At 39.0% G+C, this 23,216-nt stretch carries 22 protein-coding genes; 21 read left to right on the top strand and 1 reads right to left on the bottom strand.

The window, feature by feature from the left end:
* Nucleotides 1-138 precede the first annotated feature (138 nt).
* From speB to QUF94_RS22545, 15 genes are all read left to right on the top strand, one after another.
* Complete coding sequence (gene speB / locus QUF94_RS22610; protein ID WP_289317822.1) at nucleotides 139-1,137, top strand: agmatinase; 999 nt, start codon at nucleotides 139-141, stop codon at nucleotides 1,135-1,137.
* A 97-nt stretch (nucleotides 1,138-1,234) separates the two neighbouring features.
* Entirely contained in the window at nucleotides 1,235-2,674 is a 1,440-nt protein-coding gene (locus tag QUF94_RS22605) for a sodium:solute symporter family protein (RefSeq protein WP_289317821.1), read from the top strand.
* Nucleotides 2,634-3,479, top strand: coding sequence for a class II aldolase/adducin family protein (locus tag QUF94_RS22600; RefSeq protein WP_289317820.1), 846 nt, complete (start codon nucleotides 2,634-2,636; stop codon nucleotides 3,477-3,479). The genes QUF94_RS22605 and QUF94_RS22600 overlap by 41 nt, the downstream gene beginning before the upstream one ends.
* 64 nt (nucleotides 3,480-3,543) lie before the next feature.
* The gene (locus QUF94_RS22595) at nucleotides 3,544-4,533 is read left to right on the top strand and encodes a D-2-hydroxyacid dehydrogenase (protein WP_289317819.1); all 990 of its coding nucleotides are present in this window, start codon (nucleotides 3,544-3,546) and stop codon (nucleotides 4,531-4,533) included.
* 311 nt (nucleotides 4,534-4,844) lie between these two features.
* Complete coding sequence (locus tag QUF94_RS22590) at nucleotides 4,845-5,714, top strand: 5-oxoprolinase subunit B family protein (protein WP_289317818.1); 870 nt, start codon at nucleotides 4,845-4,847, stop codon at nucleotides 5,712-5,714.
* Nucleotides 5,711-6,709 carry a 5-oxoprolinase subunit C family protein gene (locus QUF94_RS22585; protein WP_289317817.1) on the top strand — a complete coding sequence of 333 codons (999 nt, stop codon included), beginning with the start codon at nucleotides 5,711-5,713 and terminating at the stop codon, nucleotides 6,707-6,709. Before QUF94_RS22590 ends, QUF94_RS22585 begins: the two co-directional genes overlap by 4 nt.
* Entirely contained in the window at nucleotides 6,702-6,947 is a 246-nt protein-coding gene (locus QUF94_RS22580) for an acetyl-CoA carboxylase (protein ID WP_289317816.1), read from the top strand. Before QUF94_RS22585 ends, QUF94_RS22580 begins: the two co-directional genes overlap by 8 nt.
* A gap of 34 nt (nucleotides 6,948-6,981) precedes the next feature.
* Complete coding sequence (locus QUF94_RS22575; protein ID WP_289317815.1) at nucleotides 6,982-8,337, top strand: acetyl-CoA carboxylase biotin carboxylase subunit; 1,356 nt, start codon at nucleotides 6,982-6,984, stop codon at nucleotides 8,335-8,337.
* Nucleotides 8,338-8,342: 5 nt separating this feature from the next.
* Entirely contained in the window at nucleotides 8,343-9,110 is a 768-nt protein-coding gene (locus tag QUF94_RS22570) for a LamB/YcsF family protein (protein WP_289317814.1), read from the top strand.
* 352 nt (nucleotides 9,111-9,462) lie between these two features.
* The gene (locus QUF94_RS22565) at nucleotides 9,463-11,517 is read left to right on the top strand and encodes a sigma-54 interaction domain-containing protein (protein ID WP_289317813.1); all 2,055 of its coding nucleotides are present in this window, start codon (nucleotides 9,463-9,465) and stop codon (nucleotides 11,515-11,517) included.
* 18 nt (nucleotides 11,518-11,535) lie between these two features.
* A complete protein-coding gene (locus QUF94_RS22560) occupies nucleotides 11,536-12,411 on the top strand; it encodes a 5-oxoprolinase subunit B family protein (RefSeq protein ID WP_289317812.1) in 876 nt (291 codons plus the stop codon).
* A complete protein-coding gene (locus QUF94_RS22555) occupies nucleotides 12,412-13,389 on the top strand; it encodes a 5-oxoprolinase subunit C family protein (protein ID WP_289317811.1) in 978 nt (325 codons plus the stop codon). It begins immediately after the preceding gene.
* Between the two features lie 334 nt (nucleotides 13,390-13,723).
* On the top strand, nucleotides 13,724-13,816 hold the full coding sequence (locus QUF94_RS28915; protein ID WP_220126990.1) for a putative holin-like toxin: 93 nt from the start codon (nucleotides 13,724-13,726) through the stop codon (nucleotides 13,814-13,816).
* Between the two features lie 247 nt (nucleotides 13,817-14,063).
* Nucleotides 14,064-14,636 carry a TetR/AcrR family transcriptional regulator gene (locus tag QUF94_RS22550; protein ID WP_289317810.1) on the top strand — a complete coding sequence of 191 codons (573 nt, stop codon included), beginning with the start codon at nucleotides 14,064-14,066 and terminating at the stop codon, nucleotides 14,634-14,636.
* Between the two features lie 61 nt (nucleotides 14,637-14,697).
* Nucleotides 14,698-16,125: an MDR family MFS transporter gene (locus QUF94_RS22545; RefSeq protein ID WP_289317809.1), complete on the top strand. Its 1,428-nt coding sequence runs from the start codon at nucleotides 14,698-14,700 to the stop codon at nucleotides 16,123-16,125.
* A 125-nt stretch (nucleotides 16,126-16,250) separates the two neighbouring features.
* Here the strand turns inward: QUF94_RS22545 and QUF94_RS22540 are convergent, their stop codons facing one another.
* Complete coding sequence (locus QUF94_RS22540; protein WP_289317808.1) at nucleotides 16,251-17,105, bottom strand: alpha/beta fold hydrolase; 855 nt, start codon at nucleotides 17,103-17,105, stop codon at nucleotides 16,251-16,253.
* Between the two features lie 254 nt (nucleotides 17,106-17,359).
* On the opposite strand from QUF94_RS22540, the gene QUF94_RS22535 reads away from it, so the two are divergent.
* The 6 genes from QUF94_RS22535 (at nucleotide 17,360) to nikD (ending at nucleotide 23,205) form a co-directional block, all read left to right on the top strand.
* Entirely contained in the window at nucleotides 17,360-18,418 is a 1,059-nt protein-coding gene (locus QUF94_RS22535; RefSeq protein ID WP_483313669.1) for an alkene reductase, read from the top strand.
* 295 nt (nucleotides 18,419-18,713) lie between these two features.
* Nucleotides 18,714-18,842, top strand: a complete 129-nt coding sequence (locus QUF94_RS22530) for a hypothetical protein (RefSeq protein WP_289317807.1) — start codon at nucleotides 18,714-18,716, stop codon at nucleotides 18,840-18,842.
* Between the two features lie 102 nt (nucleotides 18,843-18,944).
* Nucleotides 18,945-20,567: a nickel ABC transporter substrate-binding protein gene (gene nikA / locus QUF94_RS22525; protein ID WP_289317806.1), complete on the top strand. Its 1,623-nt coding sequence runs from the start codon at nucleotides 18,945-18,947 to the stop codon at nucleotides 20,565-20,567.
* A 20-nt stretch (nucleotides 20,568-20,587) separates the two neighbouring features.
* On the top strand, nucleotides 20,588-21,532 hold the full coding sequence (gene nikB / locus QUF94_RS22520; protein WP_289317805.1) for a nickel ABC transporter permease subunit NikB: 945 nt from the start codon (nucleotides 20,588-20,590) through the stop codon (nucleotides 21,530-21,532).
* Nucleotides 21,529-22,359, top strand: a complete 831-nt coding sequence (gene nikC / locus QUF94_RS22515) for a nickel ABC transporter permease subunit NikC (RefSeq protein WP_289317804.1) — start codon at nucleotides 21,529-21,531, stop codon at nucleotides 22,357-22,359. Before nikB ends, nikC begins: the two co-directional genes overlap by 4 nt.
* Before the next feature lie 18 nt (nucleotides 22,360-22,377).
* A complete protein-coding gene (gene nikD, locus QUF94_RS22510; RefSeq protein WP_289317803.1) occupies nucleotides 22,378-23,205 on the top strand; it encodes a nickel import ATP-binding protein NikD in 828 nt (275 codons plus the stop codon).
* Nucleotides 23,206-23,216 lie beyond the last annotated feature (11 nt).

The raw sequence follows: 23,216 nt of genomic DNA, 5'->3' as shown, positions 1-23,216 counted from the left end.
AAGGTAAGAAGATAATTTTAAAACAAGGGTGTTATACAATTCTATTCTTCTATTAATGAATAAAAAGGTGGAAGTTTATATGGCATCGTGCAATGCCATGGAGTGAAAAATAATAGTGAAAATTTAGGAGGATGTTACATGATGAAGTATCAACCGAAAGACTCATTCAAATCACCCCGTTTTTGCGGAGTACGTACGTTTATGCGGCTTCCATTTGTTGAACAGGTAGATGAACATATGGATTTTGTCATTACGGGAATTCCTTTTGATTCCGGGCAATCATTTAGGACGGGTGCGAGATTCGGACCAGAAGCCATTCGCGATTTTTCAATCCTTTTACGTCCTTATAATCCAGAACAGGATATTAATATTTTTGATTATATATCAGGAATTGATTATGGAGATATTCCGATCATTCCTGGCTATATTTCTGAGACTTATAAAAAGATTGAACAAGAGCTTACCCCCATCATTGAAAAAGGGATCATTCCCATTTCATTAGGAGGCGATCATTCTATTACTCTCGGGGAGTTACGTGCAATCGTAAAAAAACATGGACCAGTTGCCCTGCTTCAATTCGATGCTCACTCCGATACTTGGGATAGTTATTTTGAACAAAAGTATAATCACGGAACCGTTTTTCGCCGAGCAATAGAAGAGGGCCTCATCGATGTATCGCGTTCTCTTCAAATTGGTATGAGGGGTGGTCTGTACGGACCAGAAGATCTTCAGGATGCCCGGGATTTAGGGTTGGGCGTTTATACGACGAACGATTATAAACGTATCGGGGTTGAAAAGATGCTAGGTGTCATTCATGAGCGTGTCGCGGAGGGTCCGGTGTTTTTATCTTTTGACATTGATTTTTTAGATCCCGTTTATGCACCTGGAACAGGGACCCCGGAAGTTTCAGGGGCCAGCATTGATGATGCTTTAGCCTTTGTGAGAGGTTTGACGAATATAGATTTTGTAGGATTCGATCTCGTTGAGGTTTTACCATCATACGATCACGGACAAGTCACGGCTGCCGCAGCCGCTAATATTGTCTATGAATTCATCACACTCATCGCTCTCGCAAAAAAAGGGAAACTGGAGAAAAAAGAGAGAGTTGGAGATTTGGAAACGCAGCTTAACAACTAGTTTCTTCATTTAAATGGAAGGAAGGAATGGTATACTTCCTCCTTCCCTCCCTCTATAAAGCGATAAAAACAAAACAACCCCAAAAGGAGATGTGTAAATGCATATTTTGGATATATCGATCATGACTCTATATTTTTCTGTTTTAATCATTGTGGGAGTAATCGGGTCCAAACGGGCAAAAACAGCAGATGATTTCATTGTAGCAGGGCGTAATCTGGGTCATTTTATGTATTTATCCTGTTTAGCTGCTGTGATATTAGGGGGTGCTTCTACTCTAGGAACAGCAAAGTTAGGTTATCAGTTTGGGATATCCGGTATTTGGCTAGTGGTGATGATCGGTCTCGGCATTATCGCTATCGGGTTGTTTTTAACAAATAAGATATTTGATTTAAAAGTGCTGACGATCAGTGAGATGCTTGAGAAGCGTTACAATTCTCAAACAAGATTGATCAGTGCCCTGGTCTCTGTCATCTATACATTCATGCTGACTGTAACACAAGTGATTGGGATGGGGACGATATTACATGTTTTGGCTGGCTGGAATTTAACGGTTTCCATGATAGTCGGGGGCGGAATCGTTTTATTTTATACAATATTAGGGGGTATGTGGTCCGTCACCATGACTGATGTCGTGCAATTTGTCATCATGACGATCGGTATTTTCTTTATCATGCTTCCAATGAGCGTCTCTAAGGCAGGAGGGTGGGGCTCGCTTAAGGAAAATCTCCCTGCATCACATTTCGAGTTAGGAAATATTGGCGGAGAGACAATTTTTCAATACTTCTTATTATTTACTCTAGGGGTTGTTGTTGGACAAGATATTTGGCAGCGTCTTTTTACCGCACGAACCAAAGCGATATCTCGTGGCGGAACGGTTGGAGCAGGAATATATAGTGTTTTTTATGCGATTGCAATCAGTATAATTGGAATGTGCGCTTTTATTATCCTTCCTAATTTAGGAGATCCACAAAATGCATTTACTAGTATAGCGATGGAAACTTTACCTGCTGGTCTATTGGGGGTTGTCATTGCGAGTGTGGTATCTGCCCTTATGTCTACAGCTTCAGGAACGTTGCTTGCTTCTTCCACTCTAGTTGTTAATGACATCATAAAAAAATATATCGGTCCCGGAATGAGTGAACGACAATTTTTAAAAACATCCCGGATTACAACTTTAACGATTGGTGTATTGACCATAATCGTTTCAATATGGATTCAAGATATTTTAGTTGCATTGGATGTAGCTTACGCAATTTTATCCGGTGCTGTGTTCTTTCCGATCATCCTTGGCTTCTTTTGGAAGAGGGTCACGGCTACGGCTGCATTTTACTCCATTCTGGCAAGCATGGTCGTTATTATTGTGGGATTGGTGATTAATGGACCTTCCTCCACACAACCAATTCTGTACGGGCTTGCTACTAGTTTTGTCGTCATTACTGTACTTACTTTCCTAAGTTCCAATAAAAATAACGAGAAAAAAAGTGAAGTCAAGCAAGATGGAAAGGGTAAAGCTGACATGGATACCATGGCTAATTGATTGGTCAGCAAAAAAAGGAAAAAGAATCGAGGAGGAAAGAAAGATGACAAAGACAATTTCCCTGCAACCCGCAACATTCAATACTATGGAAGAAGAACGCAATCACCGGAAAGAACGGTTGGCAGCTTCATTCCGTCTTTTTTCAAAGTTTGGATTCGATGAAGGGATAGCTGGCCACATTACGGTCCGTGATCCTAAATATACAGACCATTTCTGGGTCAATCCGTTTGGGATGCACTTTAGTCAAATTTCCGTTTCAGATCTGATATTGGTAAATCATAAAGGTGAAATTGTAGAGGGTGAACATTCAGTAAATGGTGCTGCCTTTGCCATTCATTCGGAAATTCATAAAGCACGACCGGATGCCATTGCAGCGGCACATGCTCATTCGGTATATGGAAAGACATGGTCTTCTTTAGGGAGACTGTTAGATCCGATTACGCAAGATGCCTGCCAATTTTACAATGATCATGCATTATTTGATGATTTTACTGGTGTGGTTTATGCATCTGAAGAAGGGAAACGCATTGCCAGGGCTCTAGGTCAATACAAAGCTGTCATCCTCCGCAACCATGGATTGTTAACGGTGGGCCAATCTGTAGATTCAGCTGCTTGGTGGTTCATAACGATGGAGCGTTCATGTCAAGCACAGATAATGGCTGAATCTGTAGGTAAGCCCATTTTTATTGAAGAAGAGTATGCAAAGCTAACGGCAGAACAAACGGGAACGGAATATGAGGGATGGCTGAGTTTTCAGCCTCTTTGGGACAGAATCAGAAAAGAGCAACCAGATTTCTTGAAGTGATCATAAAGCACTGTATGGTATGATTGCATTCACATTTAACATAGGTTCTTGAGGAGGTTTTATAATGTCCGCTTCCAAGAAAAAATCACCTTCACTTTATATAAGGGTCGATATACCGGAAAAATACATCAACGAGTTTAAGGAGATTTGTTCAGAAGTTGTTGTCGAGCCATGGGAATTCGGCGAACCTGAACCACAGCCAACGGTTGATCTATCGAAGTTTGATGTCCTTTATACGCTAGGGCTTCATGATAATCTTAACATTATAAAAAAAGCTCCAAAGATTAAATGGGTCCATTCAGACAGTGCTGGAGTGGAGGCCATGCTGACTGAAGATATACAAAACAGCGATGTCATCATCACCAATGTCAAAGGCTGCACATCCGTTCCGATAGCCGAGCATACAATTGCGATGCTATCTTCGTTAGCAAGAGGTGTGCCGGCAATGATCAGAAATCAAATAAACAAAACTTGGGTTGAAATTCCTGTGAAAGACCTTGAGAATTCTACTGTGGGGATTATTGGGTATGGTGATATAGGCTATGAGATAGCAAAGAGATGTAAAGCACTAGGTATGACCGTTATTGGGTGCCGCCGGAATCCCGCCAAGAGGAACGACGAATATGAACCTGCTGATTTGATAATGGGCATGGATCAAGTGGATGAAGTCCTTTCTAGGTCCGATTTTGTCGTCTTGGCACTTCCGTTTACGAAAGATACCTCATACTTTTTTAATAAAGAACGCTTAAATAAAATGAAAAAAGGCAGCTATGTATTAAATGTCGGCCGGGGTAATACGATTGTGGATGAAGATTTAATTCATTCCTTAAGCAATGGGCACATAGCAGGAGCGGCTCTCGATGTGTTTGAAGTAGAACCTTTACCTAAGGATCACCCTTTCTGGCAGCTGGAAAATGTCATGGTTTCCCCACATAATGCTTACAACTCTTCCAAACACTTAGATCGTGTGATGGAGTTATTCCTGAAAAATTTAAAACTTTTTTCTGAAGGTGAACCACTAATGAACGTTGTGGAAAAAAGACTGGGTTATTAGTAGTAATGGGCTCTTTGTAAGAAAAAAATTTATAGATCGTTTTCATTATTGTTGATGAGGACATAAATGTGAGAGACTGCAAAAGCCTAGAAAGCTTTGTGGTCTTTTTTATATTTTAGACCTTATGAACTAGTAATCGATTAATATATTGCATTTATGAAAGGAGATATTTCAATATTGAAATATTACTAAAGCTATCTAGACGTTTTATTAGTTTAATAGTCTGAAAAATCGATAAATATTATGTTTGTCAGTTTTGGCATGAGAATTGCAATGTTTTATTATAAATCCAATAAATGAGGTGAAGTCCATTGACCCGTTACGAATACGGCGGTGATGAGTTTATTTTTGTTGAATTAGAAGAGGGAATGAGTCTTGAAACTAATTTTCAAGCAATGGCCATTACTAAGGCATTACGAGAAGAGGAGGTATCAGGAATTTTGGATATTTGTCCTTCCAATGCTTCATATATGATTCGGTTTGATCCAGATCTTATTCATCCAGATAATTTAATTTCAAAATTGAAAGAACTTGAACAAGATGTTACATTGGAGAACTTTGAAATAACTGCACGTGCAGTTGATGTACCCATATTATTTGAAGACCCTTGGACACATGAGGCATTAATGCGTTTTAGAGATCGACATCAGGATCCAACATCAACAGATATAGAATATGTAGCACATGCTAATGGTTTTCAATCAAAAGAAGATTTAATTAAATCAATTACAGATGCCCCTTATCTTGTGTCGATGATAGGCTTTGTACCGGGCTTGCCATGGTGCTATCAAATGGTTCCAAACGAGCAGCAAATCGAAGCACCTAAATATGTCCGTCCTCGAACATATACGCCAGAGAGAGCATTCGGATTCGGCGGTTCATTTGCCGTTATTTATCCGGTTCAAGGTGCAGGAGGTTACCAGTTGTTTGGAACTGCTGCAGCACCGATCTTTGAAAAGGAGCAGCGTTTACATGATTTTAAAGAGTCAATGACCTTCCCGAGACAGGGGGATGTTTTTAGATATCGAAGCATTTCCATGGAGGAGTACGAAGATATTCGAAAACAAGTTGAAAATGGGGAATTCCGTTATTTGACGAAGGATATCACCTTTAGACCGAAAGATGTTCTCGAAAATCCAAATGCGTTTTCAGAATCTGTGATAAGGAGGTTATATGCATGATTAAAGTTATTAACCCTGGCCTTCAAACTACTGTTCAAGATTATGGGAGAATTGGCTTTTATGAAGTGGGGATGCCGCCATCGGGAGCAATGGATAAATACTCCTACAGGGCAAGCAACTTGCTTGTTGGGAACGATGAAAATGCAGCTGTTCTCGAGATTACTTATATGGGGCCAGTCTTAGAATTCCAACATGATGTAACCGTTGCTATTGCAGGAGGGGAAATACCGCCAAAAATTAATGATCAGTATGTTCCAATGTGGGAAACATTAGAAGTTAAGGCTGGAGATGTTCTGTCCTTTGATTTTGTTAAACAAGGAGCCCGGGTGTATTTAGCGGTAGCTGGCGGAATTGAAGTGCCGCTTATTATGGAATCACGGTCCACATATACATTGTGCGGAATTGGAGGTTTCGAAGGAAGGCCACTTCAAGCTGGGGACTTTTTGAAAATCGGTAATGCAAACCAATCAAAGATTGCGATTGGAACACGCATAAGTGATGAATTAATTCCGGTTTTCTCAAAAACGAATGTAATTCGTGTTGTTGTAGGATTGTGCAGTTATCGCTTGACTGAAGAAAGTAAAAGACGCTTTTTCTCTATCGATTGGACGGTTACAACGGAAGCAAACCGTGTTGGCTACCGTTTTAAAGGGGAGCGTTTGAATTTCGTAGAGCGTCAACAACCATTTGGAGCCGGCAGCAATCCTTCAAATGTTGTGGATCTAGGGTATCCAATCGGATCAATCCAAGTACCAGATGGCGTGGAACCGATTGCTTTGTTAAACGATGCTGTGACAGGTGGAGGCTATGCCACGATTTGTACAATTATCAGTACGGATTTAGACAAAATGGCACAAATCAAAACAAATGAAAAGGTTCGCTTTGTTGCCGTTGACATAAATGAAGCCCTCGAGGCAAGAAAAGTAAACAAAGATAAAATCAATCAAATGAAAAAACAAGTATTAGGACAATTAGGGGGAATCAATCATGGCTGAACAAAAAACAGTTCTATCACCAATCCCAGGAGTATTTTATCGCAAACCCGCACCTGATAAGGACGTGTACGTAAAAGAAGGAGATACTGTTAATACAGGCGACGTTCTTGCTATGGTTGAAGTCATGAAAAACTTTTATGAAATTAAAGCAGAAACAGATGGGGTTCTTGCACAATTCTTTGTTGAGGATGAGGATCTTCTAGACGCAGGGCAGGAAATAGCGGTAATCATTGAATAGTAATTATTTATGTGAATGGAAGGAGGAAGAGTAAATGGGCTATTTTAAAAAGGTGCTGATTGCAAACAGAGGGGAAATTGCTAGGAGAATTATTCGTACATGTAATAAGGAAGGCATTCAGACAGTCGCTGTTTATTCTGAAGCCGATGCAGAGGCTCCTTATGTCAGTGAAGCGACTGAAGCTGTATGCATCGGTCCGGCTCAAGCGAAAAAGAGTTATCTTGATATTGAAAAAGTGATTCAGGTAGCGAAAGAAACACATGCCGATGCAATTCATCCTGGGTATGGATTCTTATCCGAAAATCCGGAATTTGTACGAAGATGTGAGGAAGAAAATATTGTCTTTATCGGTCCAACTGCGGAAACAATACATATTATGGGCAGTAAGCTTGAAGCTCGTACCCAAATGCAAAAGGCGGGCGTGAGGGTTGTGCCAGGTACGGATAAAAGCATTGAGTCAGTCGACGAAGCATTGCTGATTGCGAACGATCTTGGCTACCCGCTCATGTTAAAAGCTAGCGCCGGTGGTGGTGGTATTGGGATGAAGCTTGTTCAAGATGACGCAGAGTTAATAAAGGTGTTTGATGCGACGAAGCAACAAGCTAATTCATTTTTTAGTGATGGTACTGTCTTTTTAGAAAAATGGATATCAAAACCTCGCCATATTGAAGTGCAAATTGTTGCTGATACATACGGAAATGTTTTGCATTTATTTGAAAGGGAATGTTCAGTCCAGCGCCGAAATCAAAAGGTGCTAGAAGAAAGCCCTTCACCATTTCTAAATGAAACCCTTAGAAAAGAATTGTTGGAAGCAGCCATTCGAGGTGTAAAACAAATAGATTATACAAATGTAGGCACAATGGAATTCATTTTTGATGAAAATCAAAATTTCTATTTTCTTGAAATGAATACTCGTCTACAAGTAGAACACCCAATAACCGAAGAAATAACGGGACTGGATTTAGTTGAACTACAGTTGAAAATCGCTGCTAAGGAAAAACTGACGATCACACAGGAAGAGATAAACAAAACAGGACACGCAATTGAATGCAGACTTTATGCAGAAGATCCTAATACTTTCTTTCCTAGTCCAGGGGTAATTTCTAGGTTGAAATTACCCGAAAACGATGTAAGGTTTGATTTCGGCGTCATTGAAGGCAGTGCGGTGACCCCTTATTATGATCCGATGATCGGTAAAATTATTGTTCACGGCTTAACGCGTGATCAAGCAATCACAAAAATGCAACGAGTACTTGAAGAGATTGACGTACAAGGAGTTAAGACAAATCTCTTGCTTCTCAAACAAATCATGAAAAGTAACCAGTTTATTAGTGGTAATTATACAACTCAATTTTTAGCAGAAAATAAAGTTCAAGTGCTAAAGGGGTGAAAACAATGTATAAGGTAGATTTGAACTGTGATATGGGAGAAAGCTTTGGGCTTTATGAATTAGGCAATGATGAAGAATTAATGCAGTCCATTACATCGGCTAATATTGCATGTGGTTTTCATGCCGGAGATCCCCATGTTATGAGAAAAACGGTGGAACTAGCAAAGAAATATGATGTAGGGATTGGTGCACATCCAGGGTTTCCTGATTTATTGGGTTTCGGTCGTCGCTTCATGACCTGTACACCCTCAGAAATAAAAGACTATGTGATGTATCAAGTAGGAGCTTTAAGAGAATTCTGCGCTGCTGCAGATGTCAAAATCCAGCATTGTAAACCACACGGAGCTTTATTTATGAAAGCAATGGAAGATAAGACTATAGCACGAGTAATATTAGAAACAATTCATACAATCGATCCAAAAATGGTCATATTTGCGCTTAGCCAATCGGAAGTGATGGAAGAAGCGATAAAAATGGGTGTCCCGGTTGTAAAAGAGGCTTATGCTGACCGGGAGCATACTGAAAGCGGGTCCATTTTGTTAACGAGAACAGGCGCACAAATCAATGATTATGAAGAAATGGCGCAGCGAGTTGTTCGTATGGTCAAAGAAGGAAGAGTCTTCACGCACGATGGAAAAGATGTTGCCATTAAAGCAGAGACCATTTGTATTCATGGAGATACACCAGGAGCGCCGGCTCTTGCTAAAAAAGTTGTAGAAGCTTTAAAAGAGAGTGGCGTCGAGATTGTACCTATTAAAAAGATTATCTCGTAAGGTACTCGTCCTAAAATGTATATTGGTATAGTAATGGGGCTCTAATTATTGAACTATGCTCTTTAAAAAGGATTTGTATATTAGTCGACTAGTAGAAGACTCCGGTATTGTATGCCGGGGTCATTCTATTTGGCCCCGATATAAAGAATTGTATCCCTCTAGACACTCTTCAATTAATTTGTAAACTTCTCAAACTAGCCTTAGTTCTTTCACATGTCGTTGAAACTTCAGATACTATACAAAAGATATAATTGACCTATTAATTAAAATTATATATATATTAAAATACTTCTGAATACATATCCTTACCTATAAAAAGTATAATAAAAAAAAGATCTCGTTATCGGGAGGGGTGAGTAAGTTGATTATTTGGAACGATATTCTTAAACCGATTTCAGTATATGTTAACATTCATAGCACTATTGGAGCTGTCATTCGAAAATTATCAAATCAAAAAGCGAATATTGTGTTTGTTAAGGATAAGGGGAGTTTAGTTGGCTATAGTACAATGGAGATTTTAATGAACCAAATTGCTCAAATGGAAGACTTATCACAGCCTATTAGCTTTAAAAATGATATTTTAAAAGTCCCACAGTTTTCGCCAGTTGAATTTTTCCATAACGTTTCTCTGATTATAGGGGAAGATACCAATGGAGAAATTGTCGGCTACACTACAATTGAACATGCACGGAATAAAATCAGTGAGCTGAATTTGAAGGATTTAAATCTACTTTTACAAGGAGCTGGAGTAGGAATTATCCGAACAAATATCGATTACCAAATAGAATATATTAATGAAACAGCAGAAGGTATTTTAGGTCTCCACCGTTCATTTTTACAGTTTCGAGACTATAAAATGCTTTTAACTATCGATAAGAATCTTGATAAAGTAATGACTGGGGAAACTCTTATAAGTGTGAACGCTTCTCTAAACTTTAAATGCACAGTTGGGAATTTTTACCCGTTAAAAATGGGAGATAAAATAAAAGGACTCATACATATTTTTTTCTCACGTGAAGTTTTCGAGGATTCTGTTAAAGAATTAGACTTTGTTCGAAATCTGAATTCTGATTTACAAACGGTATATGCTTCTTCCCAGGAACAAATACTCGTCATTGATGAAAGCGGTAAAATCATTCGAGTAGCGGGAATGTTTCTTCACGATTTTTGGAAAGTGGATAATCCAGAAAACATAATTGGTAAGCATATAAGTGAGTTTACGAGAAAAAACATTTTTCAGCCTAATGTTTTTGAACTATGCCAGAAACAAAAGAAAAAGGTTACATCGATTCAGGATTCCATGGGGAAAAGTAGAGTCTGGTCTGTCGCGACCCCGGTATACCATGAGGGAAATTTAGAAAAAGTAGTTGTCCTTTCAAGGGACATTACACAAGAAAATTCCTCAATTCTAGATCAGTCGGAAGAAGGTTCTAAAACTATTCAAGATCCTGATGATTTAAACAACAACGAAAAACAACTTGTTTATCGTTCGAAAACAATTGAGCGCTTAGTGGTAGAGATAAAGCGAGTAGCCCAATTTAATTCGACTATTCTACTTGAAGGTGAATCCGGTGTTGGAAAAGAAGTATTCGTCCACCAAATTCATTCAGCCAGTCCTCGGAGTAATCAGCAGCTTGTTCGGATTAACTGCGGTGCTATTCCAGAGAATCTCATTGAAAGTGAATTGTTCGGTTATGAGAAAGGGGCATTTACTGGTGCAGATAAAAATGGGAAAGCAGGCTTGTTTGAGATTGCTAATAACAGCACGCTTTTTCTCGATGAAATTGGTGAACTCCCTTTAAATATGCAAGTGAAGCTATTACGTGTGTTGCAGGAACGAGAAGTGACTAGAATTGGCGGGACCCATCCTATACCTGTAAATGTTCGAATTATAACGGCAACGAATAAGGATTTACGAGAGTTGGTGAACCAAGGTGAATTCAGGGAGGATTTATACTACCGATTATATGTTATTCCATTTAGTATTCCGCCATTACGTGAACGAAAGGATGATATCTTTCCCCTCGCGATTTATTTTTTGGAACAATTTAAAAAAATGTATGATATCAAGAAAAGTTTCACCCCAGAAGCCATTGAAGTCTTAGAGACATATTCATGGCCAGGAAATGTAAGGGAACTTCAAAATATAGTGGAGCGATTAACGTTATTGGGCGAGGGAGAATGGGTTAAACGGGAGCATGCATTGAAATTTTTGTACGGGGAAGTTCAAAAAAAGAAAAAACAACTATTAGTTTTAGAATTAATGCCGCTTAAAGAAGCAGTAGAAGAATTAGAAACTCAACTTATTCAAAGAGGGATGCAAAAATACGGCACTGCCGATAAATTATCTAAGGTACTAGGTGTTAGTCCTGCGACAATAAGCAGGCGGATGAAAAAGCTGAAATAACAAAGGGGGCGACAATTATTGTTTAATTTGCCTGAAACTCATTTTAATTTTGGAGGAGACGAATACATATATGCTGAAATTTCTCGTGATATGAGAATTGAGAGTAACTTTAAAGCAATTGCGGTGACGGAGGAGCTGAGAAAAAGAGAGATTCCAGGCATTATTGATATTGTTTCATCCAATGCCTCCTATTTAGTTCGTTATAACCCAGACATCGTCTCAGCAAGAGATTTACTGGACTATTTAAAAGAAATAGATTTAACGAAAAGCAATCCTGAAAAGTTAAATCTATCAGTACGAATAATAGAAATTCCAGCATGGTACGACGATCCAGTGTCAAGAGAATATTCCCTGCGTTTTAAGAGCAGACACCCGGCCCCTGACTTAACAGATTTTGAATATGTGATGAAAGTAAATGGGTTTACAGACAAAGAATCATTTATTAAAACTCATTCAGAGACACCATATTTAATTACAATGGTTGGATTTCTGCCTGGAACGGGTTGGCAGTTTCCGCTTGGATTGCAGCCAAATGAGATCATTCAAGCACCAAAATATAATAGTCCCCGTACAGAAACGCCGGAAAGAGGCATAGGTATAGGTGGTGCATTCAATGTGATTTATCCAGTAAATGGACCAGGTAGCTATCAACTAATAGGACGATCAGCTATCCCTTTAGTAGATAAAATAAACCATTTAGAAGAGACTTCTTTTTTGGCAAGACCTGGGGATATATGGAAGTATCGTCCTGTCAATGAATCTGAATATAATAAGATCGAAAGTAATGTACGTGCTGGAACGTATCTTAATAAAGTAAAAGAAATTGATCTTTCGCCACTAGAATATATAGAAAAAGGAAAAAAGTATATCGATGAGCTCATGGAGGACTTTTAAATGATAGAAATTAAGGAGCCTGGGTTATGGACAACGGTACAGGACATGGGACGCGTCGGGAAGTATCATCTGGGCGTACCGCCATCAGGAGCAGCTGATAAATATTCATTTATTATCGGGAACCTTCTTGTAGGAAATCCAGCTGAATTCGCATCACTTGAGATGACATTATTAGGGGGAGAGTTCGAATTTCATAGAAATTTAATTATTGCCCTCACAGGTGCTCCAATGGAAGCATACTTAAATCACCAACGATTATCTTTCTGGGAAACCCACCAAGTAAAAGATGGAGACATCTTAACGATAAAAGCTTGCCAACAGGGGGTGAAAAGCTATTTAAGTATCTCTGGTGGCATAAAGGTTCAAGATGTTTTAGGTAGTAAATCAACCTATGAACTAAGCCAGATTGGGGGCTTTGATGGCAGAAAGTTGGCTGTAGGCGATAGAATACAGATTAATGAGCCATTGCCGGGAGCTTCAAAACAAATTGGTAAATCTGCTCCACTAGAATTCGTCCCAACCTTTAATGACTTTCAAGAATTACGTGTCACGATGGGGTTATCGGGTTACTTATTGAGCGATCAAGGGTTAAAAACTTTCCTCAATTCGGAATGGATTGTTTCGCATGAATCCAACCGGGTCGCATACCGATATACTGGCCCAAGAGTGACATTCACTGAGCAATATCCACCATTTGGTGCAGGAACTAGTTTTTCGAATGTAGTTGATTTTGCGTATCCTATAGGCTCTATTATGTTTACAAATGAGGAAGAACTGATTGTTTTACATAATGATGCAATGACAGGTGGTGGTTTTGTCACAATAGGTACCGTCATAAGCCAAGATTTAGATTTAATTTCTCAATCTAGACCTTTATCGAAATGTCACTTTATCACGGTAACCATTGATCAGGCCATCCAAGCGAGAGTGGAAAGAAGGAAAAATACGGAAAAGTTGTTCAGCCTTCTTAAAAGCTAAGTAATGACTTAAACTTTGTACCAAAATAATAAAACTCATTTCTATAACAGAAGCAAAGTGTTTGAGTATTATATGAAGAGGCTCAAAAAACACTCGATAGCAGAAGCGGAAATCAAGAGCTTCTAGTGAATAAAGAGTTTAGATTGAAGTCGACTTCCAATAAATATGTACTTTCGATTCCAAGAAACATGATTATTACGAGAGCATACTCTTACTGGGTTTGCTCTTTTTTTATTATTAATGCACTATACCGTTGAAATGCCAGTACTTTATGTTTTCTTGTATAGGACAATCTCTGATCAGGAAAAGCTGAATATAAGGAGGCGATGTATGAATGGGTACTTTCGAAGTTATTTCCCTGATGCTAAGCTTTGGCATGTTTGTAATTGCTATTCTTGATTTCAAAAATCATGACAAGAATCCTTGAAGATAATGAAGGCAGGCCTGTGTGATGGATTAATAATGGGAGCGTTTGAAAATAATACCGGATTCTATATAAAAGGTATTGATTTCTGTTAAAAACTTGTAGAGAACACCATTATGAGGTGTTCTTTTTGTTTTCAATGAGTTCAATAGCATATTCCATTCATAGGCTGTCATTTTTGACAAACCAATGATATACAAGTATAGTCTCTAATAGACCGGTTGATATAATTGCAAGGAGTGATCCAGCTATGGCAGAAAAACGAAACTCTAAAGACATTCTTATTGAAGCTGCTTCCCGGCTTTTTCGAATACGTGGATATTATGGTGTAGGGCTTAAGGACATTATTGAGGAAAGTGGTATCCCAAAAGGTTCGCTGTATCATTATTTTCCGAAAGGCAAAGAGGAATTGGCGATAGAGGCGATTAATCATACAAAAGAATTCGTGATAGATGAAATTCGACGGGGATTTGATGAAATAGAAGACCCTATCAAAGCCATTCAGGCTCATATTTTTCATTTATCCGAGGTTTTTGGTGATAGTGAAAATCTATTAGGACTGCCAATCGGGACGATTGCAGCGGAAACATATACGACGAGTGAGCAGATAAGAACGGCTTGTCAAGAAGCGATAGAAGATTGGCAATCCATATATGTGAAGAAATTACTCGAGGCGGAATTCAGTGAGAAACGGGCAAAAGAATTGAGTATCGTAATTAATGCTTTAATTGAAGGCGGTATCCTTTTAGCCTTAACGGCGAAAAACGGGGAACCTCTCCAAGCCATTGCGGAACAGATACCATTATTGCTGATAAATAAATAAGTCATACGGAAAAATTATTTTAAGCTTAGGTCGAACAGTTAGTAATTGGAGGAATCATTTTATGTCTACAGATGCAACACAGCAACAAAACCCAGTCATTAGAACGACCCCCATTTTAATTGCTTTTTTAATTGCGGGGTTCATTGGGTTATTCAGCGAGACGGCATTAAACATGGCGTTGGGGGATTTAATACAGGAATTCAATGTCAGTCCTTCCACCGTGCAATGGCTGACAACGGGTTACTTATTGACATTGGGGATATTGGTTCCCGTTTCGGGACTCTTGATTCAGTGGTTCAACACTCGTCAATTATTCATTGCATCAATGGTGTTCTCCATCATTGGGACGCTCATTGCAGCAATTGCACCTGGGTTCGGCATCTTGATGCTAGCCCGTGTCGTCCAGGCAATCGGAACGGGTCTTTTATTGCCTCTCATGTTCAATACCATTTTATTGATTTTCCCTATTCATAAAAGGGGAGCGACGATGGGGTTGATGGGGCTGGTGATCATGTTTGCCCCAGCAATCGGTCCGACAGTTTCAGGTTTGATTATTGAAAATCTAAAATGGAATTACATTTTCTGGGTGTCTTTGCCGTTCTTTGTGATCGCTTTACTATTCGGTCTCAAGTATATGCAAAACGTTTCAACAATCACAAAACCTAAAATCGATGTACCATCCATTATTTTATCGACCATTGGTTTTGGTGGAATTGTTTATGGCTTTAGTATTGTTGGAGAGCAAGGGTGGAGTAATGCGATAGTTCTATCCTCGATCATTGTTGGCCTTATAGCGCTGTTCCTGTTTGCTGTAAGACAATTCAACATGGATAAACCGATGATTGACTTGCGCGTTTTTAAATATCCGATGTTCACGTTAGGGTTAATAACCGTCTTCATCACCTTCATGATCATCATGTCATCCATGATTCTCTTACCGTTATACTTGCAAACCGGGCTTGCATTAGCTGCGTTTTCTGCTGGGCTCGTACTTTTACCTGGTGGAGTGCTTAATGGTATCATGTCGCCGGTTACGGGGCGCATTTTTGATAAGTTTGGACCAAGGGGATTAGTGATCCCAGGCTTCATTATCATGATTGCCATGTTATGGACTTTGACGAACGTAACGACTGAAACATCGATCATTATGGTAATCGTCATGCATACTCTCCTTATGATCGGTGTTTCGATGGTCATGATGCCTGCCCAAACAAATGGGCTGAATCAACTGCCGAAAAATCTTTATCCGGATGGAACGGCTCTAATGAATACATTGCAACAAGTATCGGGGGCCATCGGTACAACCGTTGCCATTACCATCATGTCAGCATCACAAAAAAATTATATGGCAAATGCAGAAGATCCGTTCGATCCATCTGCCATTAGCGGCTCATTGACTGCAGGCGTTCAAGATGCCTTCATTTTCGGTCTTGTCCTAGCAATCATTGGCTTGATCGTGTCGTTTTTTATCAGAACAGCACGAGACTGATAAGATATAATAATGAAAAAAGATAAATTAGCCAGCAGGGAAAAGATTTTCTCTGTCTGGCTTTTTTGTTCGAAAAAGGATATTGGTGTTTTTAAAGAATTTAATAATTTTTTACGCCCCATTAGTTACACTGTTTTGTATTCTATTCTTCGAAAGTCCGAAACCATATTAAGGAACTTCGCATTTTCTTCTAAATAAGGGAAGTGGTTACTCTCTTCAAAGATATAAAGTTTCGAATCCATCAATCCAGCATTGATTTCTTCTGAGAAGACTAAAGGGCATTGTGCATCATGTCGTCCACAATAAACAATGGTGGGAATTCTAACATTTGATAGTTCTTTTTGTAAATCAAAATTAGGTAGGTCATTAATCGAAAAGTAATCTAACCTTCTATGTACTACTTTACCACTGGAAGGTTTTTGGAAATATTCAGCTTTTTTTTCAATATTGTATAAAGACATATCTGTCCATTCTCTATTGGCAGATCTTCTTTCCTCAATAGTGGTATCCGGAGACTTCAAAATAGAGAATATCTCTTTCAACCTCTTGTTAAGTGAACTACTGGGGCTATACATACTTCCTTCGTGTTCCATATATTTTTTTGTAGCAGTAGCCCCTCCGACCATTAACTTTGAAAGGGTATTAGGAAATGATGTTACATAGACCAACCCTAACATTCCTCCAGTTGAATGTCCTGCAAAACTCCATCGCTCCAATACTAATGCTTCCCTAATAGCTTCCAGATCCATAACTGATTGAACCATACTCATTTCTTCGTCTGACTCTGCATTACAAGAGTTTCCCGCTCCCTTTAAATTTACAAGATAAACTTTAAAATCACTTACAAAATTATCAGCAAAATAATAGCCAAGTTCATTAAATTCGCTATATAAATGAGTGATACAAACAGGTTCACCTTCTCCTTGGACAAAGACCTCGAACTTTCCACGGCTTGTTTCAACCATTTGTCGTTTCCACATAAAAAACACCCCATCTTTTTAATTTTTAATAAGGTTATGTCCAGTCCTTTTAAACATTCTTGTGCTATCCTGTTCCTTAATATCTAAAAGTTAACAAGAATACCATGTTTTTTACTGATCCTTTTTACCATATTTTATCAAAAACTATGAAGATCAGAGTGAATTATTTGAAAATTAACCACTTATCGGATAATCTTACACAATAATAGTTACTAAAAGTCAGCTCAATAAAACGGTTAACAGGAGGAATTCAAATGAATACAATAAAGACTAAAATGTTTGAACCTGTAACAATAGGTGCATGGAACTTAAGAACAAGAACGGCAATGGCTCCTATGACACGGTCGTTTGCCGATAACGAAACCGGTGTTGTAAATGACCTGACCGTAGAATATTACCGAAAACGGGCTCAAGATGGAATCGGACTTATCATTACTGAAGGTGTAGTGATTTCACCAAGGGCAAAGGGCAATCCTGGAGTTCCCGGAATATATACACAAGAGCAAATCAACGGTTGGAAAAAAGTAACGGAAGCTGTACACGCTGAAGGCGGAACGATCATAGCGCAAATCTGGCATGTTGGCCGTGCAAGCCACCATGAAATTGCAGGAGGACTTCCTCCGCAGGCTCCTTCTTCTATCGCTGCTGAAGGAAAGGTTTCACGATTCGGAAAACCTTTTGATACTCCTGAAGAAATGACAGAGACGGATATTGAAGAAGTGGTGAACCAATATAAACAAGCTGCTAAGAATGCGATGGATGCTGGCTTTGACGGCGTTGAAATTCATGGTGCACACGGCTACTTAATAGACCAGTTCAATTCCGACACCTCCAATAAAAGGACCGATCGGTACGGTGGTGATTTAAAACAGCGCCTGACCTTTATGAAGGAAGTGCTAAAAGCGGTTATTGATGCGGTTGGAGTGAACCGTACCCTTATTCGTTTCTCGGCTTTGAAAATTGACCAGCCGTCTTACATGTGGGAAGATCCTGAAACAGCGATTCTAACATTTATTGAAGCGTTTAAAGAAACAGGAGTCAAAATGATTCACCCGTCCACGATGGAATTCACCAAACCGATTGCAAGAGGATTGACCATGCATGAATTGGTACGCAGCCACTGGGATGGAATTATAGTTGGTGTGGGAGGGCTTGATCCTGAAACAGCAGAAGCCGCACTGGAAAAAGGCATCATTGATGTTGCGGCAATCGGACGTCCGCTTATCGCCAATCCGGATTATCTGGCACGAATTAAGCAGGATGAAAAACTCGTTGATTACGAGGCAAAGAAACATTTAGGGCAACTGATTTAATAGAGGAAAATAATAAGCAGGCTTGTTCATGACAGGACACCGCAGTAACCATACATCCTTTTCTATAACTGTTGCGATTCTTCATTAAGAAGGGTCGCCTTTTCTTATGGAAATAAAGTGGTGAATAGAGGGAGAAGGATGTTAAAAAGATTATATGTATTTGGTAAGCTTACTGGTCATTTTAATATATAAGGTGAGGAAGCTGGTATATCAATGGAATGTATCGTGGTTATCGGAGTGTCCGCGGGTGTCGGGAAATCAACTTTTGCAAGAAGGTTTGGTAGGGTGGGGGGATATGCTGAAAAAAGGACAACTTCAACAAGGGATGAAGACTCTCCAAAGCGAGATTGAATTCATATATATATTATTTGGAGCAGCATCATCATTCATAAATGAAAAGGATATTGAGGTTCTATGTTTCTAACAAAACATATTATTCTAGAATTTCGACATTATATTGACAATAATATAGTTACTCTTTAGAATTGAAAATGATTCTCAATATGGTACTGGAGGCACCAATGTTATGTCAAAAAGAAGAAACAGTAAACAAGTGTTATTTATATCTGCCATCGTTTTAATTTTATCAACGCTTTTACTTGGATGTACAAATGAATCCAAAGAAAATTCAACTTCAAATAAAGACAGTAAAGACATGCTTACTTTTGCTTGGCCTAGGGATATAGGTGAAATGAATCCGCATGTCTATAATCCTTCTCAATTATTCGCTCAATCGATGGTATATGAACCTTTGGTTAGCTACCAAGATGGAGGCGAGCTGAAACCACATTTAGCTGAATCTTGGGAAATTTCCAAGGATGGGAAGGAATATACGTTCAACCTACGTCAAGATGTGAAATTTTCTGACGGTACAAGCTTTAATGCTGAAATTGTGAAAAAGAACTTTGATGCTATATTGAAGAATGTTGATTTACATAGTTGGTTGGGCTTTATTCCGAAAGTGGATCAAACGGAAGTAATTGACCAAAACACGTTTAAACTAACATTAAAGGAGCCATATTATCCTACTATTCAAGAGTTAGCCGTCGTTCGTCCAGTCCGTTTCTTAGGTGATGCTGGATTCCCTAAAGATGGTGACACTTCAAAAGGCGTTACAAAACCAGTCGGTACAGGCCCATGGATTTTGGAAGAATATAAAGCAGATGAATATGCTATTTTCAAACGCAATGAAAATTATTGGGGTGAACTCCCTAAAGTAAAGAAAATCAAAGTCAAGATCATTCCTGATGCTGAAACCCGAGTTCTTGCTTTTGAAAAAGGAGACCTAGACCTTATTTATGGTGAAGGCGTTATCAGTCTAGATTCGTTCAAACAATTAGAAACAACAGGTACCTATGAGACTAGTGTTTCTGATCCGGTTGCGACAAGACAACTAGTTATGAATACGAAGAAAGAACAGCTTTCAGATTTACGTGTTCGTCAGGCGTTACAATATGGATTTAATAAAAAGGCAATGGTTGACGGAGTTACTTCTGGGTTGGAAGAGAAGGCAGATTTTATTTTACCGACAAACTTCCCTTATACTTCAGACAATGATGTAACAGCGATTGATTATAATGTTGAAAAAGCACAAGCTTTATTAGATGAAGCAGGATGGAAGCTGCCAAAAGGAAAAAACGTTCGTGAAAAAGACGGAAAACCACTTGAAATCGAGTTAATGTACGACTCTGCAGAATCGATTCAAAAAGCAATGGCCGAAACATTACAATCTGAGTGGGCGGCACTGGGTGTTAAATTAAATATCGTTGGAGTTGAGCTTACGGTACAAATTCAAAGATTCAAAGCTAATGAATTTGAATTGAATTTCTTTAGTAACTATGGCGCACCCTATGATCCGCATACTTTCGTAAACATCGTTGGTTCAGAAGGATTTGGATTTAACGAAGCCATTTCATCTTATCCGAACAGAGATAAGTTGTTAAAACAAATTGCTGATGTTCCTGGAACAACAGATGAAAAAGAACGTCAAGAACTTTACTCGACTATTTTGGAATCACTGCAAGACCAAGGAGCTATTGTACCTATTTCTTATATTAAGAAAATAGCTGTTTATCAAAAAGATGTATCAAATTTCACATTCCCTGCTAACCGAGATGAACATCCATTCACAGGAATTAGCATCGAGTAGTCAGATACAGGAGGGTTTTCATGGGAACTTATATCTTGAAACGAATTATGGCCATCATTCCCATCTTTCTTTTGGCCACTCTTCTAACGTTTGGAATGATTCACCTTTCACCCGTGGACCCAGCTGAGGCATATTTATCTGCAGCACACATCCAACCTACAGATGAGATATTGGCTCAGAAAAGACATGAGTTTGGCTTAGATCAACCCCTCCATGTTCAATATGTAAACTCTATCATTAAGATATGCCAATTTGATTTTGGCATATCTTATGTTTCGAATAAACCTGTTTGGGACGAGGTTACATATCGAATGCCAGCGACCATTCAGTTAGCTTTAGGTAGCATCATATTAGCGGTCCTGGTCAGTATCCCTCTTGGTTTTTTGGCAGGTATAAAGAAAAACAGTGGTATTGACCATTTTAGTCGACTTCTCTCTTTTTTCGGGGCATCCATCCCTTCTTTTTGGCTTGGTTATTTATTGATTTTTTTCTTTTCTGTTAAACTCGACCTATTTCCTGTTGAAGGAATCGGGACTTGGCAACATCTGGTTCTCCCTTCCATTACTTTAGCTTTGCCATTAATAGCCTTGTATACTCGATTGTTACGTGCCAGTGTTCTTGAAAATTTACAGGAACCTTATATCCTTTTTGCTCGTACAAGAGGGATTCATGAAAAAGTGATTATGGGAAAACATGTATTGAGAATAGCCATATCTCCTATGATTACGGGACTAGGGATGAATTTAGGAAAGCTACTGACTGGAACCATTATCGTCGAAGCGGTCTTTTCCTGGCCAGGATTTGGTCGTTATTTTATTGAAGCTATTTTTAATCGGGATGTTCCTGTCATTCAATGCTATGTGCTTTTAGCAGCGGGACTATTCATTTTTAGCAACTTGATTGTTGACCTTATTCAAATGTGCATCGACCCACGCATCTCCAGAAAAGGAGGGCAACGTCAATGATAACAAGTCTTCGCATTATGATGAGAAGTCAGAAAGTGATTGTCCTTTGTTCGATAATATTGAGTTTCCTATTTATCATAACCATCTTGGCTCCTTGGATTGCACCTAATGATCCCATTGCTGTCAATTTAGCTAATAAACTACAGCCCTCTTCCTTTGAGTATCCATTGGGAACTGATCATTTAGGAAGATGTACGTTATCACGCATCCTATATGGAGCTCGCATTTCGTTAGGATTTGCCACATTAATCTTTATTTCATCTTTAGGCATCGGTTTGATTATTGGAACCATTGCTGGTTATAAAGGTGGATGGGTGGACCAGGTGCTAATGAGACTTTGTGATGGTGTTATGGCATTTCCGAATCTTTTGCTCATTCTTGGACTTGTTGGTATATTGGGACCTGGCCTTAAACAGGTCATCTTAGCATTGATGCTTGTGCAATGGGTGTATTATGCTAGAATTTTCCGAGGAATGGTACTTAGTCTGAAAGAACAAAACTATATTGCGGCAGCTAAAATAAGCGGTTCTTCACAATGGAAGATAATAAAGAAACATATTGTTCCAAATGTTCTCCCTCCGCTCGCTGTTATGGGTACATTGGAAATGGGTTGGGCCATCATGGATATATCCGCCATGTCGTTTCTAGGTTTAGGTGTGCAACCCCCTACTCCAGAATGGGGAGCAATGATTCATGAGGGGAAATCGTATATCCGGACGAATCCAGAATTAATGCTATATCCAGGTTTGATGATTATGCTCGTTGTCGTCACCTTTAATTTATTAGGCGAAGCGCTATCAGAACGTTTTGGAGTCAAACGTCGTTAATAAAAAGGAATGAGAAGATTGAGAACAGAACGGTCGAATGTATTAAAAGTGAGCGATCTACATGTACAGGTACAAACAAAAGATGGTGCTTCCACCCTCGTTCAGGATATTAATTTTGAACTGGAAAAAGGGAAGGTACTGGGGCTTGTTGGGGAAAGTGGGAGTGGTAAAACCGTTACGAGTATGTCCATTCTGCAGCTTCTTGATCGGAAAACAACGACGATTGAAGGAAGCATTACCCTCCAAGGACGAGAATTGAATGGTTTAGACGATAAAGAAATACGTGAAATTCGTGGCAAGGATATTGCCTTCATTATGCAAAATCCGATGAATTCATTTACGCCTGTTTTTACAATCGGCAATCAATTTATCGAAACGATTAGGTCTCATACCTCATTGAATAAAAAACAAGCAAAAGAGCTTGCCATCGCTGCGATGCAGAATGTAAACCTGCCAGATCCAGCGAAACTATTAAAAAGCTACCCTTTTCAATTAAGTGGAGGTATGCTTCAACGCGTGATGATTGCGGTGGCAGCATGTTTAAATCCTTCCGTTATTATTGCTGATGAGCCGACAACTGCACTCGACGTTCATAACCAATTACAAGTACTTCGCCACTTGGATAAAATTCGTTCTGAATATGGAACATCCATTTTACTCATTTCTCATGATCTGGGAGTCATTTCTGAAATGGCAGATGATGTAGTCGTTATGCAACATGGCAGAATTGTAGAAACTGCAAATGTATTTGAATTATTTGATAATCCACAGCATGAGTATACAAAGAAACTGCTAAATGCCCGCCTTATCTTAAATCATGAAGAACCTATCACCCATATGTTGTGATATATAGATTG

The organism is Peribacillus sp. NJ4, from assembly GCF_030348345.1.
In the GTDB taxonomy this organism is placed as follows: domain Bacteria; phylum Bacillota; class Bacilli; order Bacillales; family DSM-1321; genus Peribacillus.
This window is presented reverse-complemented; position numbering and strand designations above follow the sequence as displayed.

Excerpts from the sequence above, each read along its gene's own strand:
- speB (WP_289317822.1), top strand. The coding sequence starts at position 139 with ATGATGAAGTATCAACCGAAAGACTCATTCAAATCACCCCGTTTTTGC.
- QUF94_RS22605 (WP_289317821.1), top strand. The coding sequence starts at position 1,235 with ATGCATATTTTGGATATATCGATCATGACTCTATATTTTTCTGTTTTA.
- QUF94_RS22600 (WP_289317820.1), top strand. The coding sequence starts at position 2,634 with ATGGAAAGGGTAAAGCTGACATGGATACCATGGCTAATTGATTGGTCA.
- QUF94_RS22595 (WP_289317819.1), top strand. The coding sequence starts at position 3,544 with ATGTCCGCTTCCAAGAAAAAATCACCTTCACTTTATATAAGGGTCGAT.
- QUF94_RS22585 (WP_289317817.1), top strand. The coding sequence starts at position 5,711 with ATGATTAAAGTTATTAACCCTGGCCTTCAAACTACTGTTCAAGATTAT.
- QUF94_RS22580 (WP_289317816.1), top strand. The coding sequence starts at position 6,702 with ATGGCTGAACAAAAAACAGTTCTATCACCAATCCCAGGAGTATTTTAT.
- QUF94_RS22575 (WP_289317815.1), top strand. The coding sequence starts at position 6,982 with ATGGGCTATTTTAAAAAGGTGCTGATTGCAAACAGAGGGGAAATTGCT.
- QUF94_RS22570 (WP_289317814.1), top strand. The coding sequence starts at position 8,343 with ATGTATAAGGTAGATTTGAACTGTGATATGGGAGAAAGCTTTGGGCTT.
- QUF94_RS22555 (WP_289317811.1), top strand. The coding sequence starts at position 12,412 with ATGATAGAAATTAAGGAGCCTGGGTTATGGACAACGGTACAGGACATG.
- QUF94_RS28915 (WP_220126990.1), top strand. The coding sequence starts at position 13,724 with ATGGGTACTTTCGAAGTTATTTCCCTGATGCTAAGCTTTGGCATGTTT.
- QUF94_RS22550 (WP_289317810.1), top strand. The coding sequence starts at position 14,064 with ATGGCAGAAAAACGAAACTCTAAAGACATTCTTATTGAAGCTGCTTCC.
- QUF94_RS22545 (WP_289317809.1), top strand. The coding sequence starts at position 14,698 with ATGTCTACAGATGCAACACAGCAACAAAACCCAGTCATTAGAACGACC.
- QUF94_RS22540 (WP_289317808.1), bottom strand. The coding sequence starts at position 17,105 with ATGTGGAAACGACAAATGGTTGAAACAAGCCGTGGAAAGTTCGAGGTC.
- QUF94_RS22535 (WP_483313669.1), top strand. The coding sequence starts at position 17,360 with ATGAATACAATAAAGACTAAAATGTTTGAACCTGTAACAATAGGTGCA.
- QUF94_RS22530 (WP_289317807.1), top strand. The coding sequence starts at position 18,714 with ATGCTGAAAAAAGGACAACTTCAACAAGGGATGAAGACTCTCCAAAGC.
- nikA (WP_289317806.1), top strand. The coding sequence starts at position 18,945 with ATGTCAAAAAGAAGAAACAGTAAACAAGTGTTATTTATATCTGCCATC.
- nikB (WP_289317805.1), top strand. The coding sequence starts at position 20,588 with ATGGGAACTTATATCTTGAAACGAATTATGGCCATCATTCCCATCTTT.
- nikC (WP_289317804.1), top strand. The coding sequence starts at position 21,529 with ATGATAACAAGTCTTCGCATTATGATGAGAAGTCAGAAAGTGATTGTC.